Here is a 17,061-nt window from a genome sequence, read left to right on the forward strand (position 1 = left end):
TCGGATAGTGAAGAAAGGGCCGTTTTCTATTGGGCTATGGTCTACCGTCGGCCTGGTGCTGTTTGCTAACGTGCCGCCAGCGCAGGGGGCCGAATTATACTGTATGCCGGTGAGTTCATTTTCCATCAATGTTGGCAATGTCTCCGTGCAAAGGGATATTTCCGTGGGGCAGCCAATAGGTGATTGGATAGAGTCAAGTTCAGCGGTCTCCTACGTTGAATGCAATTACGACTATTATCCCAGCGATCCCATCGTGTCCGGCATTAAAAGTTACAACAGCTTTGCTGGCATTACGTACAACGGCCACGCCGTATTTAATACCAATCTGACGGGCGTCGGTTTTATTATTGAAGGAAAAGCCTACTTTAACACCACCTCGTCATGGTCATCTTGGGCGGGCGTATCGGCCGGTACGGATCAAAGGGATCTTTTAGCTACGGGCCATAGAGTGGGCTTTCACCCACATATAATGAATCAGGCAAGAATCAGACTCATAAAGACTGGCGATGTTACGAGCGGCGACCTGTCGGGGGCTATCGGCTCTTTTTATGCTGGTTTACGAACCAGAGGCTGGTTCAGTAGCGAAGTGCCTATTACGTTCTCCGGTGGGAAGGTGACTGCGCTGTCGTGCAGCGTAGCGCAGTCTCGAATTAGCGTTCGGCTGGGGGAGCAGGATAAAAGCCAGTTTAGCGGCATCGGCAGCGGAACGGAGTGGCAGGATGTCAATATTATGCTCAACTGCAATCAAAATGCGCGTATCAACGTACGTATAGACGCCTTGGCCGATCTTTCCAGATTGCCGGGCGTGTTAAAAATTGATGATCAACAGGAAGATATGAAAGCCGAAGGCGTTGGCATTCAGCTTTACTATCGGTTAAGCAATCAGCCGGTCCAGTTTGGACAAGAGGCGTTCTACTACCAGTCACCATACGGCGGCCAGGAAATCGTTCAACTGAAGGCGCGCTACTGCCAGACGAAAGAAAAAATTACCGCCGGCAGGGCTAACGGGACAGCGACGTTTACTCTCACGTACAAGTAGAATGTTTTCATAAAGTTATGTGATATGCCACTATAGCCCTGATTGAGGGAGAATATTATGTACATAAAGAAAGGTCATGGCGTAACGTGGCGTTTTCTTTTCGGGATATTTTTAACCACGTTGGCACCATATATTCACGCAGGCTGTACGCCCATCAACGGCTGGAACTATAAGCGCACGATAGTTAATTTACCCAACCGAATTATTATTCAAGCCGGCGCGCCTTTAAGCGTGCCTTTTTATGAGTCAACCATTAATGGTACATCTGGTGGCGAGCAGTATGCTCGCTGCAGTGGCTCAATAACTACCGGCACAAAGTATGTAAACGGTTGGTCGACCGACGGTTCCGGCATTGCGGCAACGAACGTAGCAGGCGTAGGAGTTCGCCTCTATTGGATGGCCGATGGCGTTCGCCCCTACGCTGTGCCGTACGATCCCATGAGTACTTTTAATACTGATGAACAGCATCCTTTAGCCTGGAGAAATGGCGAACCCTCATGGCGAATTCAACTGATTAAAACGGGTAACATTAACGGTGGAACCTTGAGAACAGGAGACTATGCCGTTTTTGGCGCAGGAGGGGCTTTAATTACGGTGTTAAGCATTGGCGGAGGCGGGGAGATTGTGCCTGCCGGGTGCACAATCATGAAGTCAAACATCCTTGTGCCAATGGGAAAACGCGACAAGTCTGACTTTCAGGGCGTTGGTTCGTCAACCGCGTGGGAAAACGTTGATATTCCTCTGAACTGCAGCCAGTCCGCAAAAATTAACGTTCGTATTGACGCGGTTGCCGATGGAAGCGCGCCGGGATTGATGAAGCTGGACGGCGCGCCGGGAGATATGGCGGCTTCAGGAGTGGGCATCCAGCTTTATTATCGTTCGGATAATAATCCGGTTGCGTTCGGTCAAGAGCGTTTTTATCAGCAGTCAGCGAACGGAGGAAACGAGAGCGTTCAGCTAAAGGCGCGCTATTACCAAACGCACGAGCGTATTGTTCCCGGAACGGCCAACGGGACGGCGACGTTTACGTTGACCTATAAGTAATGCGTTAATGAGCGTGCGATTGCGCTCTCTCCATTGTTCCAATATCGCTAATGGTTCCGTGACTTCTTTCCCCACGCCTATAATTTAAATCGAATTTTTTCAAATGAGACTTACTTTCAATAGCTATTGATTTGCATTATCATTTAATGAGGAATAAAACATCCGGCTAATAGTTATAAAAACGAGTCTTGGCTAAGTAGGCTGCAAATTTATGCTTAATATTAAATGCATCATTACCACCTTTACCACCCTTATGCTTTTTTTCGTTAGTTCATCCTGCTGGTCTGAAGAGAACGTCGGCTATCCGATTTCGATCCAGCACGCATTTGGCACTACGGTGATAAAGCAAAAACCCGTGCGGGTTGCGACCGTCGCTTGGGCTAATCATGAGGTTCCGTTGGCCTTAGGGATTGTGCCGGTAGGTTTTGCTGCCGCTAAATTTGGTGATGATGATGGCGATGGCGTATTGCCGTGGGTGAGTGCGCGTTTAAACGAGTTGGATGCAAAAATGCCGACGCTATTCGATGAAGGCGACGGTATCGATTTTGAAGCCGTCGCCGCAACGCAACCTGACGTGATCCTCGCTGCGTACTCAGGTTTAACCCAGTCGGATTATGACACTTTGAGTATGATAGCCCCCGTCGTTGCCTATCCTGATTCTCCTTGGTCAACCGATTGGCGAAGCATGATCCGCATTAATAGTGCTGGTTTAGGGCTGGCTAAAGAGGGGGAAGCGCTGATCGCGACAATTGAAGGCGATATTGCTGAACGCGTGGCCAGCTACCCGGAATTGCGTAATAAAACGGCGATGTTCATTACTCATTTGGATCCAACAGACCTAAGCGTTTTACGTTTTTATACTGCGAATGATTCCCGAGTGAAATTCTTTAAGGATTTGGGCCTGGCCTCGCCGGAAAGCGTAGAAAAATTAAGCCGCTCCGGCGTATATTCCGGCGAAGCGAGTATCGAACAAATCGACGCATTTAATGATGTTGATATTTTTGTGACTTATGGTGGGAAAGAGCTGCTTGACCCGCTGTCTTCTAATCCACTGATGACAAAAATGCGTGCAGTAGAGCAGGGCTCTATCGTCATGTTAGGCAATAGCCCTCTTGCCACGGCGGCGAATCCAACGCCGTTATCGATACCCTGGGTATTGGACGACTATCTTAAGGCGCTGTCTACCGCGGCTCGCAAAGCAAAATGATGGTCATTGTCTCAAAACAAGACTGTCAGCCGAGTAAAAAACGACGTATTTCTCGCCCTGTGAGCTTAGCGGCACTAATAGCTATGTTGCTGTTACTGTGTTTGCTCTCCGTTGCGCTGGGTACGCGCGACGTTTCTTGGCAGGAGATCGTCGGGGCTTTGCAAGGCCATATGGATACGGTTGGTGAAGCCGCCGTTACGATGCGTATCCCTCGCACCGTATTAGCCGTTGTTGCCGGGGCTTCTTTAGGCCTGGCGGGAGCCGTCATGCAAGGGGTTACGCGTAATCCTTTAGCAGATCCGGGGATTCTCGGGGTGAACATTGGCGCTGCGTTTTTTGTCGTCGTTGGGCTCGCATGGTTAGGCATTAATCAGATGCAAAGCTATGTGTGGATGGCGATTTTAGGATCTGCGGTTACGGCTGCTTTCGTCTACACCATCGGCTCAATGGGGCGGGGTGGGGCAACTCCGCTAAAGCTGGCCTTGGCGGGGGCAGCTACGTCCGCGGCTTTAGCGTGTTTTACCATAGCCGTTGTGTTACCCCGCAATGATATCGCTGGTGGCGTTCGTTCGTGGCAAATTGGCGGCGTAGGCGGGGCAACTTTTGAGGCTTTACTGCTCGTTCTTCCCTTTATGCTGGTCGGGTTAATTATCACCGTTCTTACGGCAAGAAAGCTCAATACGCTTGCTTTGGGCGACGATCTGGCCGCAGGTTTAGGTGAAAACGTTGTTTGGGCCAGATGCGCCGCCGGGCTAGGAGCGATATTGCTATGCGGAGCAACGACGGCAATCTGTGGCCCAATCGGGTTTGTAGGACTGGTTGTGCCGCATTTTTGCCGCCTGTTAGTAGGGGTTGACCACCGATGGCTGCTGCCATTTTCCGCTTTGGGGGGCGCAAGCTTATTAGTGCTCGCTGATATTTTAGGACGCCTCATTGCGCGGCCTAGTGAACTATCCGTCGGCGTCGTGACCGCTTTTATCGGCGCGCCGTTTTTTATTTGGATTGTGCGCCGTCAACGGGTTAGAGAGCTGTAATGAATGAACCAGTGAGTTTGTACACGCAAGTTAGACACGTACGTTTGCAGCGCTTTCGTCGTTGGATGGGAATTACCATTGGGTTACTGCTGCTCAGCATTGCCGGATGGTGGTTGACTCTACTCCTAGGACAATCGTACACGCCTCCGCCCGTGGTGTGGCAAGTGCTCAGCGGGGAGAATGTTCCCGGAGCAAGCTTTACGGTTGGACATTTACGATTACCGAGAGCGATAGCTTCGTTATTGGCCGGCATGAGTTTTGGCATGGCGGGCGTTGCTTTTCAAACCATGCTGCGTAATTCGTTAGCGAGCCCTGATATTGTCGGCGTCTCTTCCGGGGCAAGTGCGGCAGCGGTCTTTGCTATCATTGTTTTAAAAATGGATGGTTCATCGGTAGCGGCCTTTTCGATTGCCGTAGGCCTATTTGTTGCACTGCTGGTGTACGGGCTTTCCTATAGAAACGGCATTGCCGGAACTAGACTGATTTTAGTGGGTATCGGTATATCCGCGATGATAGAAAGTTGTATAGCTTACTTATTGTCTCAAGCAAACTCTTGGGACCTGCAAGAAGCGATGCGCTGGCTAACCGGCAGCGTCAATTCAGTACAAATCCATCAAACGTTGCCTTTACTGGCGTCGCTTGTTCTTTTTGGTGGCTTACTGCTTTGCCGTAAAAGAGATCTTGATGCGCTGCGCATGGGGGAAGATACCGCCGCTGCATTAGGCGTTAATATTAGATTGACACGTATTACCGTCATTGTGTGTGCCGTAGGGCTGATTGCGGTTGCGACGTCAGTGACCGGCCCCATTGCCTTTGTTGCCTTTTTATCCGGACCAATTGCCGCCCGCATATTGAAAGGAAGCGGCTCGTTGTTAATTCCTTCGGCTCTAGTAGGGGCGGGCTTAGTTTTATTCAGCGACTATATCGGGCAATTTTTGTTACCAAGTCGTTATCCGGTGGGAGTTGTGACGGGCGCTTTGGGTGCGCCGTATTTAATCTATTTAATCATACGCGTTAATCGGAAAGGGGGCTCTTTGTGACAAAAGCTCATGAGCTCGTTATCGAGCAACTGTCTGCCGGATATGGTGAAAAAACAATCTTACAAGACATTAGTCTAAAGATAGCGGCAGGAAAAATAACCTCGATCGTTGGCGCTAACGCGTGCGGTAAGTCTACGTTGCTACGCACGATATCTCGACTGTTGCCACCGTCACAAGGGCAAGTGCTGCTTGATGGTAAGTCGGTACACCATAGCCCAACTCGCATCTTGGCGCGCACGCTTGGCCTATTGCCTCAGTCCCCCATCGCGCCCGAGGGCATCACGGTTGGTGATTTAATCAGTCGAGGGAGGCATCCTCATCACGGGCTGATGTCTCGTTGGAATATCAAAGATGATGAAGCCGTTGCTAACGCGCTAAAAATGACGAAAACCGCTGAGCTGATTGATAGAGACGTAGACAGGCTCTCCGGCGGACAAAGGCAAAGGGTATGGATAGCCATGGCGTTGGCGCAAGAAACCGATATTTTACTGTTGGACGAGCCGACCACTTTTTTGGACGTTACTCATCAGGTTGAAGTATTGGATTTGCTTGTGGATCTTAACCTGCAGCGCGGCATCACAATTGTCATGGTCTTGCATGACCTCAATTTGGCTGCGCGCTATTCGGACTATCTTCTGGCGATGATCAACGGTCGAGTTCACGCACACGGCAATCCACATGAGGTTTTAACGAATGATATGATCCAAGCCGTTTTCGGTTTGAATAACCATATCATTCAAGACCCAGTATCCAGCATCCCCATGATGATCCCAATAGGGCGCCATAAGCTAAAGGGAGCCGCATAAGCGGCTCACCGCATTTTGCCTGATATAAGATTTAAAAACGCCTTTAGCGCCGGGTTATTGGACGTATTTTTATATATAAAGCTCAGCGGAATCGTGTTTGGTAAAATATCGAGCGTGGTATAGGAAACCATGTTGGAGCTGCGAACAAAATGGCGTTCATTGACAATTGCAACGCCATTACCTGCTGCAACTAAACCTAGTATCGTGCTTTCACCGTGTGCCCACTGGGTCATTTCCGGCTTCCACCCCATATTTTGGAATAGCGTTTCCTGCCAGTCATAATAGTGCGGGTCAGCGCTTCTTGGGAGGCGAATGGATGGAAATGCGTTGAGTTCTTCAATAGTAGTTGAAGATGAAATTTTCCCTTCCCAACCGGTCGGATAAGCCAGAACCAGCTTATCTTCAGCAACATGCTGAATTGAATATTCCGCAGACAGTGGAGAGAAATAATACAAAAAAGCGCCATCAATTTGTTCTAACTCTAGCCTCTTCAGCAACACCGTTGGCGTGTCTGAATATGCTTCTAATTCAATCAATAAATTGGCGCGGCAAAATTGACTGATACACTGCGTCACTTCCCCTTCCCATAACACAAAGTCTGGCGCACCAAGGGATAAAGAACCGTATTCAGTATTCGATAGCTGACGCACCTTCGCATTCGCATCTTCTATTTGCTTCATGATTGTCCCCAACCGCTTCTGGTATACCTTGCCAGCTCTGTTCAGGCATAGCCCCTTAGGCAAACGGTCAAACAGTTGAATGCCTAATTCACTCTCTAGTTCTTTGATTTTACGTGAAATAGCAGGTTGGGTAACGTGAACCTTCTGCGCGGCTAAACGGATATTTTGCGTTTCAGCAACGGCAAGAAAGTATTTTAGGTGACGTAAGTCCATCTCTTTACTACTCAATATAGGCATCGATTGATAACGATATATCAATTCAATTAATTGCAAATAGGACTCATTATCATTATTTGTGGTAAAAAGATCAATCCGTTGATGCTTTCGGCGACTGTCGGCTGTAAGGCCCTTTGCTAAAAGCGATGCGGCACATACACGCTTAAACCTGATGGTGGTACTAAAAGTGGATTAAAGAGCAAAATTTTACTCACATAGATTGCACGGTAAAAACGGGCAAGTTTTCTATGAAAGATAAATAACGAGTTGATTAATATTATTTCAATGCAAGGACTATTAGAATTTTAAGGGTTAGGATCTCTATGAACATTAATAGAAATGGTATGTGTTTCCCTAAGACGCGCCGTAGCGCAAAACACATGCTCTTATTCTGTCTGCCCGTCTTTACCTATTCGGGGTTAGCGTATTCTCAAGACCAAAATAGCAACGAGGAAAAAGAAGCTCATCGCGTTAATACGATAACCGTTTATGGTCAAGTGCCATCTGATGATGCAAATACGACGGTTGCAAAAGAGCTTTGGGTTGGCGGTAAAGTAGCTACTAGCGTTTTAGATACGCCGGCCTTGGTCTCGGTAATTACAGAAAAAGAAATAAATCAAAGAAACGCGTCCACAACGGAAGAAATTCTTCAATATACTCCGGGATTAATTACTGACTATTATGGATCAGATGACCGTAACGACTATTTCAAGATTCGGGGGTTTCAGGCAACGACCTATCGTGACGGCATGACCCTAGGATCTATGCGGGGCGTACGTGAAGATCCCTATGCCTATGAGCGCGTGGAGGTTATTCGAGGCGCCAACTCAACGCTGTTTGGCCCCGCCGATCCCGGAGGTTCAGTCAACTTTGTCAGTAAAAGGCCTAAATTCGGAAGCTTTGGCAATAGCTATGTGTCATATGGTTCGTTCGATCATAAAGAGGTGGGTTTGGATTTTGGCGATGCGCTTGATGAAGGAAAAACCATTGCCTATCGTTTGACGACGAAAATAAAGGATAGCGATTTAGAGTATGATTATTCGAAGGATAACTCTCAGTTTGTAATGGGAGGGATCACTTGGCAACCTTCGATAGATACGACGGCGACCTTAATCGTTGACTACTTGGGGCAAGACTCTACGCCCAACAGCGGCGGCTATCCATTGGATAAAGAGTATGACCGCAGCGATTTTTACGGTGAGCCTGACTACAACAAGCACGACGTTGATCGTACAAACGTGACGGCGCAGGTCGCGCACTACATTTCTGACAGCATCAAATTTAGCGGTAACCTACGCTATAGCCATTTAAAAGACAACTATGGGTATGTCTATCTGTATGACTATGCGGGACGTAAAGGCAGTGATTTATCCCGCTATTATTTCGGAACGGACACGTCTTCGAGAGAGCTGATTGGTAATACCATCATTCAATATGATACAAGTTTTGCGTTAGTCGATAGCAGTACGCTGGTTGGTTTGGAATATCGCGATGCTTCAAGCCATGATAAGTCAGTTTATGGCTTAGCCAATAGCATTAATATCGATAATCCTGTTTACAGCGGCACTCCGAATATAGGTGCGCCCTATAGCAAGAATGACCAGGATTACACGACGAAATCCGCCTTCTTACAGCAAAATCTCTCATTCGACGATCGCTACATCGTGACTTTTGGTGCGCGCTATGACTATCTGGATCTCTCGAATCGCGACATTAACGGTATACGCACCAGCGATAATTTCTCAGAGACTTCGCTGCGTGCCGCGTTTACGTATAAAGTGACGGAAGAGTGGTCATCTTATATCAGTCAAGTAGAGTCAGTTGCGCCTCCTTCAATAGGCGTAAAGCCTGAACGAGGCGAGCAAATAGAATTCGGCGTCAAATACGCCCCACAGAGCGTTAATGCGCTGTTTTCTGCCGCGGTGTATGACCTGAAGAAGAAAGACGTGACGATGGCGGTCGTTCAGCCAAATGGAACGATTGAGCGAGAAACGGTCGGTGAAACCCGGGTTAAAGGGTTTGATTTCGAGATGAAGGCTGAACTAACGGAAAACCTTAGCTTGACGGGCGGCTATTCCTATATGAAATCTGACGTGGTTCGCGGTAGCACCAGAACGGGCGCTTCGCTGGAAGGGAATGAGTTTGCCAGCGCGCCAAACCACACCGTATCCCTGTGGGGTTATTATACGTTGCCTAACCAAAGTATGGATGTGGGATTAGGGACTCGTTATGTTGGCAGTTACTACTTTGATGCGGATAATACCTCAAAAAGTGAAGCGGCAATGCTTTTTGATGCGGCATTCTCGTATCGAATTACAAAATCGGCGAATCTGTCCGTCAACGTCCATAATATAACGGATAAGCAATATGTCGTAGGCTCCGGTACGGCAAATTACTACAATCCAGGACGTTCGGTTAACGCCGTTTTACATTATTCTTGGTAAGCAAGGAATATAAACAAAAGAGCTGCAGTTTGCAGTTCTTTTGCTTTAAGCGGAATGCTCGCCTCAGATAGCGCATGGATGCCGGGTCAGAACGTAAAACGGGATACGGTGATGACGTCGCCGTATCCTGTTTTTGATCAATTCGCCATAAAGCGTCGAACTTCGGTCAATACCTGCAGCAGCATCGTCAGGCTGGGTTTTTCTTCCAGCCGCTGGTAGTCTGCGTCGTAAGTGCGGTAGCGGCCGTTGTCGCCGATGATGGTGGTTTGCTGCGGCGTAATCACGACCAGCTGTTTGTTGTCGCCTGCAGTTATCCACGGCTGGCGGCGCTGCGGCAAGAACAGGTCTTCGCCCTGCGTATAGGTGTTGGTGGCGTTTTTAACGTACAGCAGGCGCTGCATCAGCGTCGCCATAACGTCTTCATGGCCGGTGAGCTTATTGATTTTTTGCGCCGGCGTGCCGGGCCAGTGAACGACCAACGGAACCTGCAGCTGATAGCGGCTGTAATTTTGACCAAATCCAATGGCGTTCTTGCCGGTGTCATTAAACTCGACGCCGTGTGCGGCAGTGATAACGACGATGGTATTGTCCAGCAGCCCTCGCTGGGCGAGCGTTTTCATCACCGTATCGATTTGCGTATCAATATCCGCGGCAGACTGGCGGTAATACTGCTTAAAGGCGTTCAGAGAACCATCTTGCGCCGCCGCAGCCAAATCGCCGTTGCTGTATTGAATATAGGAGAACCAGACGTCGCCTTCAGTACGTTTCTCTAGCCATTCTTGCCACTGGGCCGTCGTCGCCTGATTGCTTTGGGCAATAGGCTGCGGCAGTGAGAAGTCGGCCAACAGCGCCTGACGGTAAAGCGGCGCGTCAAAAGCCGAAGAAGAGAACAGACCGAACTGGTAGTTCCGATATGTCAGCGACGCAATCAGCGCCGAGGGCTTTCTGCCCGCCAGCACGCCGTCGATATAGGTCGGAGAGATACCGTAAAACAGCCCGAACAGTCCGGTATCCTGCCGGTTTCCGCTGCTGTAGTGCTGAGTAAATTGGATATTCTCGTCGGCCAAAGCGGAAAGCTTCGGCATGTCCTGCGCTATGCTTTGGCTGCGAAGGCCGTCGGCGACGATCACCAGCAGATTATGGCGCGGCGTCTCATCCAGATAGCTGAGCCTGGCCAATGGATACTCCACTTCGACCGCTTCCGGATTTCCCCGCGTGGCAAGTTTGTCCTGATAGGCCTGCGCGTCCAAAAGGCCGTGCTTTTCAAGGAAGCGCCTGGCGGTCATTGGATAGGACAGAGGCAGATTGGCGCGCTGCATGGTGATCGGACGATAGAAGTTAGCGTCGGCCCAGATGTAGGCCAAATGGGTGAACATAAAGGCCAATATGAATATGCCCGCCAGCGGCCGCCCGAAATGACGTCGGTTAAGGCTGCGAAGCTTTTGCCAGCTCCAGGTGCTAAACAGCATCTGGACTAAAAAGATGATGGGGATGCAGATGAAAAGCAGCTGCCAGTCGCGGGACAGCTCGCTTTCTTCCGGATTAATCAGCAGGCTCCAGACCGTCGGATTCAGGTGCAGCCGGAAGCGGAAGAAGACCTCGGTGTCGATAATCAGCAGCGTCAGCCCTGCGGTAGCCAAAATGGCGGACAGCACCCGCATAAGCCGCTGGGACATCACGACAAACGTTAATGGGAAAAGGATCAGCAGATAGGCGGAAAAAGTCAGAAAGCTGAAGTGGCCAAGCCAGCTTATCAGCGCATAGACGCGGCCAAAGAGCGTAGAAGGCCAGTCCGTTACAAACAGATAGCGGCTGCTCAGCGCCAGGCTGAGAATGATGTTAAAGAGAGCGAACCAGTGCCCCCAGCTAATCATCTGGGAGACTTTCTCTTTATAGGACTGACGGTTTATCACCATGTTCACGTTAATTTCGTTCTGTCAACAAACGCCTAGTGGGCTTTATCTTCTCTGATAGAGGCCTGCAGAGCCTCAATAAAAGAGCGAACGATAGCCGGGCGAGCAGCGGGGGCTATGCTGGTATTAATCAGGTTGGTCACCATATTGCCCAGCACCATCAGCGACAGGTCGGTTGGCGTTTTTTGCTTTTCGAGGACCTGAACCAGCTCGGCCAGCAGTTTTTCTACGTGTTGATCGCTATAACGGGACGCTTGTGGCATAGGTTTGCGCTTATCTACTCATTAATGCATTAAGGCCGGATATCTTACCGTATTGCCCGATGATTTTCTGTAGTTTATGCAGAAAATATTCCGTTCTTGTCTTTGCGTGCGGTGAGTCGTGCACGGCCTGTTAAAAAACATATAGCCCATAATTTGCTGTGATGCGAAGCTGTCCGCGCGACCTGCATTTTTTAATAGAAGCGCGCCGCAACCCGTACTATCATGCACAGCCTGGGCTAACTGACGACATATTGCATGGAAAACGTGCGTTGAGGAGTATCTATGAGTCTGGATATCGACCAGATTATTTTGCACCAGCTGATTAAACGCGATGAACAGACGCTGGAGATGGTTCTACGGGACTCCCCCCTTGATGCGAACGCGGCGACGGAAGAGATGGTTGCGGAGCTTCACCGTATCTATACCGGCAAAAGCAAGGCGTTCGGGCTGTTCAATCAGGAAAGCGCTTTTGCCGACGCGTTGAAAAACTACCGTCATGGAGATATGCCCTTTTTAGACTTCACGCGCGACAGCACCCAAAGGCTGCGCGACGAGCTGGCCAAATATCCGTTTGCCGAGGGCGGCATCGTCGTTTTCTGTCAGTATCGCTATCTGGCGGTGGAGTATTTGCTGGTGGCGGTGCTCAGCAGCTGTAGCAGCATGCTGGTTAATGAACAGCTGGATATTACAACTACGCACTATCTGGACCTGGACAGGGCAGACATCGTCGCCCGTGTCGATCTGACCGAGTGGGAAACCAATCCTGAGTCGGCACGCTACCTGACATTTTTAAGAGGCCGGGTGGGCAGGAAAGTGTCTGACTTCTTTATGGACTTCCTGTCCGCCGCAGAAGGGTTAGACGCTAAAGCGCAAAACCGCGGGCTGCTGCAGGCGGTCGACGACTACTGCGCGGAAGGGCAGCTTGATAAGAGCGAGCGCCAGTCCTATCGCCAGCAGGTGTATACCTACTGCAACGGCCAGCTGCAGGCCGGTGAAGAAATTGAGATAGACGCGTTGGCGAAAGAGCTGCCGCCGGTAGGGGAGAAAGACTTCCGCCAGTTTACGCAGGACAACGGCTACCAGCTGGAGGACCACTTCCCGGCTGACCGAAGCACGCTCAAGCAGCTAACCAAGTTTAACGGCAGCGGCGGTGGGGTGACGATAAGCTTTGACGCGCTGCTGCTCGGCGAACGCGTTTTCTGGGATCCGGCGACGGACACTCTGACGCTGAAGGGGCTGCCGCCGAACCTGCGTGACCAGCTCCAGCGCCGTATGAGCGGGGGCGATAGCTGATACGCCAGTTAAATAAAAACGCCGCGCATATGCGCGGCGTTTTTACGTTTAGAACCGGTTGAGCTAACCGGACTCGGCGTTTAATGATTAAACGCGAACGAAGTCCATGTGGCTCAGCTTCGGCTTGAACGGGTGACGCTGTACTGCTTGTACTTTGACTTTAACAGACTTACCGTCGATAACCAGAGTCAGACCGTCTTCGTAGAAGCCAGGCTTTTCCTGCATGTTCATAACGATGTCGTGGTCCAGTTCGATGGCAATTGCTTTCTCAGTTCCGCCATAAACGATGGCCGGGAACTTGTTAGCATGACGCAGGCGGCGGCTCGCACTCTTTCCCTGCTCGGTACGTACTTCAGCGTTCAGTGTAAACATAGCTTTTTCTCTTTTAAAAAAATGATACCCGCTACAGGCGACCCAGCAGCGGGTTTATACGTTCTGCTTATAAAAGCGGGGCCGATTCTAGCGAAATTTTAACCGCACGGCAAATAAAACCGTTATCCACGCAGCTCGTTGGCGCGACGGTAGCGCCCCTGATAGTCGAACATCTTTTCACGCACCCGCCAAAACTCGCCGTGCAGATAGGCAATGACGAAGTCCGGGTGGCGAAGCTTGTCCTGTTGGGCGATAACGTCCAACGCATTGTTCCAAAGAAAGGTGACACCCGGCGCCCTCTGATGCGGCAGAATAAACTTTTGCGTAAAGGCGGCCCGCTGCCCCGGCGTTTTTAGCCTGAACCGCTCGCTGACGTCGGCGCCGTCTTCGTCATAGTAGGTGACACCAAGCCATTCGCCTTTGTCGTCTTGCCCGCGCTTAAGCGCCATGCCGGAACAGCGTAACACCTTGGCGTTCTTGAGGTTCAGGGCGTCTTTGAGCATGTCGTCAGGGTCGACCAGCACTTCCTGACACTGGTGACAGCGGCGCGCGGCGATGTCGTTTTCCGCCCCGCAGTGGGGGCAACTTTTAAAGCGAAAGCGATAGTCGCACTGTTCGCGATGGCCTTCGTCGTCTTCGAATATTCCCTGGCAGCGCCTGCCGTAGTGCTCAATGACTTCTCCGCCAGGGCCGCTCTTGCCCCAAAACGTATTGGCAAACCCGCAGGCAGGGCAGAAAACCTGAACCGGCTGGCTGTCGCCTGCGGGCTTTCGGCCTCCCACTTCCGGCGTATAGAGGTCATAAGGGTTGCCCGCGTAGTCCAGAATCAAACAGTCGGTTTTTCCCGGCGACAGCCGCAGCCCGCGGCCGACGATTTGCTGATATAGGCTAACCGATTCTGTTGGGCGCAAAATTGCAATCAGATCGACGTGAGGGGCATCAAAGCCGGTAGTGAGCACCGCGACGTTAACCATATAGCGCAGGCGCTGCTGCTTAAACTCGTCGATGAGCCGGTCCCGTTCGGCGGGGGGCGTATCGGCGCTGATAAACGCGGCGCTGCCGGCGGGCAGCAGTCCGTGAACTTCTTTGGCATGCTCGACGGTGGCGCAAAAGATCATGGCGCCTTTACGCGCGTTTGCATATTCCTCTATCTGGCTGACGATATGGGGCGTGATGCGTCGCTGGCGCTTGATTTCCCGATTAAGGTCGACCTCACGAAACAGGCCGCTGCTTCCCGCCTCTAGGCGGCTGAAGTCGTACTGAACGATAGGCATATCCAGCCGGTTTGGCTCAACCAGAAACTGGTGCTTTATCATGTAGCGCAGCGGCAGCTCGTAAATGCAGTCTCGAAACAGGCAGCTTTCGTCACCGCGCACCATGCCGTGGTAGTGGTATTGATAAATCCAGCCCTTGCCCAGGCGATAGGGGGTAGCGGTCAGCCCCAGCAGGCACAGCCTGGGGTTTTTATTTCGCAGGTGGGTCAGGATTTGCAGGTACTGACTGTCTTCATCGTCGCCAATGCGGTGGCACTCGTCGACAATCAGCAGAGAAAAGCTGTCATTAAAGGCGTCAAGGCTGCGAGCTACTGACTGCACGCTGCCAAAAACCACTTTGGCCGAGCTCTGTTTCTGATTCAGCCCTGCGGAAAAAATGTCGGCCTCAAGCCCGTAGGCGCGGTACTTGGCGTGGTTTTGCGCCACCAGCTCTTTGACGTGCGCCAGCACCAGCACCTTGCCGCGCGCCAGCCGGGCCAGCTCGGCAATGACCAGGCTTTTACCCGCTCCGGTAGGCAGCACGATAAGCGCCGGATCCTGACGCTGGCGAAAATAGCGCAGCGTCGCCTCTACGGCTTCCTGCTGATAGGGACGTAGGGTAAACGCCATCAGTGGTTACAGATTTTTTCCGGCCGGGTGGTGAAGCCCTCATCGACGGGAACAAACTTCCCTTTTTGCGCCAGAAAGCCCACCAGCTCGGCGGCGGTTAAGTCCTGCTTTGAGCAGGTGTGGAAGCGGGCTTCCTGGCCGAATCGGGCGTCGATAGCGGCAATCAGGCTTTCCGTCGAATAGGCTTCGTTAGAAGCAATCATCATTTCCAGAACTTGGTGGCCGTGAATGGAAGACATAGTGAAATTCTCTTTGCTAAATAAACTGAGGCTATTATGCCTTTACGTTCCGTTTGGCGCGAGCCCCTGTCGGTTTTATACTATCCCAAATTAATTTTTGGAAAGCACCATGCGTTTAGACAAGTTTATATCTCAGCAGCTTGGCATCAGCCGCAACCTGGTCGGCCGTGAGCTGCGGGCGGGAAGGGTCACTATTAACGGCGACGTTGTTAAGACCGGGGCCAGCAAAATCCTGCCCGACGATGAAGTTGCCTATGATGGAAACGTCCTTCAACAGCTTAACGGACCGCGCTATTTCATGCTGAATAAGCCCGAGGGCTATGTGTGTTCGACGGACGATCCGGTTAACCCTACCGTGCTCTACTTTATCGATGAGCCAGTAGCGGAAAAGCTTCACGCGGCGGGAAGGCTGGATATGGATACCACAGGGCTTGTTCTGCTGACCGATGACGGGCAGTGGTCCCATCGGGTGACGTCGCCACGCCATCACTGTGAGAAGACTTATCTGGTGACGCTGGCGGAGCCTCTGGCGGCGGGAACGGCGGAAAGGTTTGCCGCCGGCGTGCAGCTGCACAGTGAAAAACACCTGACGAAGCCGGCCACGCTGGAGGCTATCGATGAAATCTGCGTTCGCTTGACCATTTCAGAAGGGCGCTATCATCAGGTTAAGCGGATGTTTGCCGCCGTAGGAAACCACGTTAGCGCGCTGCACCGTGAGCGCATTGGCGATATCGTGCTGGATCCTGAACTGGCTCCCGGCGAATATCGGGCGCTGACTCAAGAAGAGGTTGACTCCGTTTACGGCGATACTGCCGGATGTTGTTTATGAGCGGCGCTTCAAACTGCGTTAAACACATTTCATTAACTAAAGTTTAAACTCTGACATGGTGGTATGCTGACCTCATCGTTTGTGCGATGAGGTCGTCATTTTTCCACTTTTCCCGCTCATTTTTCCCTTTATTTCACTCCGCCCGGGCAGCGTGGAATCGTATGTCGCACGCGCCATAAAGGCATAATCTTCTACCCTTTTGCCTTTTTTCCCATATTCTGTTTTATCTTGCCGAGGCTTTTCACCGTATTGGAGGATCGCTTGTGGTTGAATCGAAAAAACTTTGGCTTTTTGTGCAAATTGAGAGGAAATAAGAGGAATAGAGGGGAAGCCTCTTTACGATGTGACTTATTTGTGAAAAAATTGTTTTATCGTAATAAAGGATTTTAAGTGAATACTATGAAGTTATCCGTTCTTCAGCGTTTGCCTCAGTTTTACCATTGGTACGGTGGCGAAGTCGGTAGCCGCGTTGAGGCTTCCGATCTGCCTTCCCAGCTTGACGGAGATCGGGATAGAAACAATTTATTAGGTTTAAAGCTGCTCAGCTATAGCAACGCGAGAGCGTGGGACGTCATGTACAAAATCAGCCTCTATCTCAAGGGGATTGATATTGAAAACAGCGTGATTGAAGTGAGCGGCGAGCCCTGTCTATTTATTCGTTCTCAGGACGAAGCCGTTGCGCTGTGCCGCCTAAAAAGCATGGGCATTGCGATTGCCGACTTTATTCCCCATCAGCCGTTTTGCTAGCCAGTGGCTGGC

16 protein-coding genes are annotated in these 17,061 nt (G+C 50.8%); 10 read left to right on the forward strand and 6 right to left on the reverse strand.

Translation table 11 applies throughout. The annotated features are described in order from the left end of the window. Positions 1 to 7 precede the first annotated feature (7 nt). From V8L73_RS07190 to V8L73_RS07215, 6 genes are all read left to right on the forward strand, one after another. Complete coding sequence (locus V8L73_RS07190) at positions 8 to 1,039, forward strand: fimbrial protein (RefSeq protein WP_347254505.1); 1,032 nt, start codon at positions 8 to 10, stop codon at positions 1,037 to 1,039. A gap of 120 nt (positions 1,040 to 1,159) precedes the next feature. Next, on the forward strand, positions 1,160 to 2,083 hold the full coding sequence (locus tag V8L73_RS07195) for a fimbrial protein (protein ID WP_347254506.1): 924 nt from the start codon (positions 1,160 to 1,162) through the stop codon (positions 2,081 to 2,083). Between the two features lie 211 nt (positions 2,084 to 2,294). Beyond that, positions 2,295 to 3,290 (forward strand): iron-siderophore ABC transporter substrate-binding protein, encoded by a 996-nt coding sequence (locus V8L73_RS07200; RefSeq protein WP_347254507.1) that lies wholly within the window; start codon positions 2,295 to 2,297, stop codon positions 3,288 to 3,290. A gap of 83 nt (positions 3,291 to 3,373) precedes the next feature. Continuing rightward, positions 3,374 to 4,324, forward strand: a complete 951-nt coding sequence (locus tag V8L73_RS07205; protein WP_347254508.1) for a FecCD family ABC transporter permease — start codon at positions 3,374 to 3,376, stop codon at positions 4,322 to 4,324. Beyond that, entirely contained in the window at positions 4,324 to 5,364 is a 1,041-nt protein-coding gene (locus tag V8L73_RS07210) for an iron ABC transporter permease (RefSeq protein WP_347254509.1), read from the forward strand. The genes V8L73_RS07205 and V8L73_RS07210 overlap by 1 nt, the downstream gene beginning before the upstream one ends. Further along, a complete protein-coding gene (locus V8L73_RS07215) occupies positions 5,361 to 6,170 on the forward strand; it encodes an ABC transporter ATP-binding protein (RefSeq protein WP_027274430.1) in 810 nt (269 codons plus the stop codon). The genes V8L73_RS07210 and V8L73_RS07215 overlap by 4 nt, the downstream gene beginning before the upstream one ends. A gap of 5 nt (positions 6,171 to 6,175) precedes the next feature. On the opposite strand, the gene V8L73_RS07220 is transcribed toward V8L73_RS07215, so the two are convergent. Then, complete coding sequence (locus V8L73_RS07220; RefSeq protein ID WP_347254510.1) at positions 6,176 to 7,123, reverse strand: LysR family transcriptional regulator; 948 nt, start codon at positions 7,121 to 7,123, stop codon at positions 6,176 to 6,178. 266 nt (positions 7,124 to 7,389) lie between these two features. Between V8L73_RS07220 and V8L73_RS07225 the strand changes: the two genes are divergently transcribed. Further along, positions 7,390 to 9,510: a TonB-dependent siderophore receptor gene (locus V8L73_RS07225; RefSeq protein WP_081650773.1), complete on the forward strand. Its 2,121-nt coding sequence runs from the start codon at positions 7,390 to 7,392 to the stop codon at positions 9,508 to 9,510. 137 nt (positions 9,511 to 9,647) lie between these two features. Here V8L73_RS07225 and yejM read toward each other — a convergent pair whose 3' ends face one another. Beyond that, positions 9,648 to 11,426, reverse strand: coding sequence for an LPS biosynthesis-modulating metalloenzyme YejM (gene yejM / locus V8L73_RS07230; protein WP_347254802.1), 1,779 nt, complete (start codon positions 11,424 to 11,426; stop codon positions 9,648 to 9,650). A gap of 32 nt (positions 11,427 to 11,458) precedes the next feature. Continuing rightward, the gene (locus V8L73_RS07235) at positions 11,459 to 11,686 is read right to left on the reverse strand and encodes a YejL family protein (protein WP_261831577.1); all 228 of its coding nucleotides are present in this window, start codon (positions 11,684 to 11,686) and stop codon (positions 11,459 to 11,461) included. A 282-nt stretch (positions 11,687 to 11,968) separates the two neighbouring features. On the opposite strand from V8L73_RS07235, the gene yejK reads away from it, so the two are divergent. Next, positions 11,969 to 12,979 (forward strand): nucleoid-associated protein YejK, encoded by a 1,011-nt coding sequence (gene yejK / locus V8L73_RS07240; RefSeq protein WP_347254511.1) that lies wholly within the window; start codon positions 11,969 to 11,971, stop codon positions 12,977 to 12,979. Between the two features lie 87 nt (positions 12,980 to 13,066). Here the strand turns inward: yejK and rplY are convergent, their stop codons facing one another. The 3 genes from rplY to V8L73_RS07255 form a co-directional block, all read right to left on the reverse strand. Further along, positions 13,067 to 13,351 (reverse strand): 50S ribosomal protein L25, encoded by a 285-nt coding sequence (rplY, locus tag V8L73_RS07245; RefSeq protein WP_347254512.1) that lies wholly within the window; start codon positions 13,349 to 13,351, stop codon positions 13,067 to 13,069. 122 nt (positions 13,352 to 13,473) lie between these two features. Further along, entirely contained in the window at positions 13,474 to 15,234 is a 1,761-nt protein-coding gene (locus V8L73_RS07250) for a DEAD/DEAH box helicase (RefSeq protein WP_347254513.1), read from the reverse strand. Then, a complete protein-coding gene (locus V8L73_RS07255; RefSeq protein ID WP_347254514.1) occupies positions 15,234 to 15,473 on the reverse strand; it encodes a YecH family metal-binding protein in 240 nt (79 codons plus the stop codon). The genes V8L73_RS07250 and V8L73_RS07255 overlap by 1 nt, the downstream gene beginning before the upstream one ends. Before the next feature lie 109 nt (positions 15,474 to 15,582). On the opposite strand from V8L73_RS07255, the gene rsuA reads away from it, so the two are divergent. Both rsuA and V8L73_RS07265 read left to right on the forward strand, forming a co-directional pair. Further along, complete coding sequence (rsuA, locus tag V8L73_RS07260; protein ID WP_347254515.1) at positions 15,583 to 16,302, forward strand: 16S rRNA pseudouridine(516) synthase RsuA; 720 nt, start codon at positions 15,583 to 15,585, stop codon at positions 16,300 to 16,302. 390 nt (positions 16,303 to 16,692) lie between these two features. Continuing rightward, complete coding sequence (locus V8L73_RS07265) at positions 16,693 to 17,049, forward strand: hypothetical protein (RefSeq protein WP_027274440.1); 357 nt, start codon at positions 16,693 to 16,695, stop codon at positions 17,047 to 17,049. Positions 17,050 to 17,061 lie beyond the last annotated feature (12 nt).

It is taken from the genome of Leminorella grimontii (genome assembly GCF_039789245.1).
GTDB classification, from domain to species: Bacteria; Pseudomonadota; Gammaproteobacteria; order Enterobacterales; family Enterobacteriaceae; genus Leminorella; species Leminorella grimontii.

Coding starts and splice junctions, on each gene's coding strand:
- V8L73_RS07200 (WP_347254507.1), top strand. CDS start 2,295: ATGCTTAATATTAAATGCATCATTACCACCTTTACCACCCTTATGCTT.
- V8L73_RS07205 (WP_347254508.1), top strand. CDS start 3,374: ATGTTGCTGTTACTGTGTTTGCTCTCCGTTGCGCTGGGTACGCGCGAC.
- V8L73_RS07210 (WP_347254509.1), top strand. CDS start 4,324: ATGAATGAACCAGTGAGTTTGTACACGCAAGTTAGACACGTACGTTTG.
- V8L73_RS07225 (WP_081650773.1), top strand. CDS start 7,390: ATGAACATTAATAGAAATGGTATGTGTTTCCCTAAGACGCGCCGTAGC.
- yejM (WP_347254802.1), bottom strand. CDS start 11,426: ATGGTGATAAACCGTCAGTCCTATAAAGAGAAAGTCTCCCAGATGATT.
- V8L73_RS07235 (WP_261831577.1), bottom strand. CDS start 11,686: ATGCCACAAGCGTCCCGTTATAGCGATCAACACGTAGAAAAACTGCTG.
- yejK (WP_347254511.1), top strand. CDS start 11,969: ATGAGTCTGGATATCGACCAGATTATTTTGCACCAGCTGATTAAACGC.
- rplY (WP_347254512.1), bottom strand. CDS start 13,351: ATGTTTACACTGAACGCTGAAGTACGTACCGAGCAGGGAAAGAGTGCG.
- V8L73_RS07250 (WP_347254513.1), bottom strand. CDS start 15,234: ATGGCGTTTACCCTACGTCCCTATCAGCAGGAAGCCGTAGAGGCGACG.
- V8L73_RS07255 (WP_347254514.1), bottom strand. CDS start 15,473: ATGTCTTCCATTCACGGCCACCAAGTTCTGGAAATGATGATTGCTTCT.
- rsuA (WP_347254515.1), top strand. CDS start 15,583: ATGCGTTTAGACAAGTTTATATCTCAGCAGCTTGGCATCAGCCGCAAC.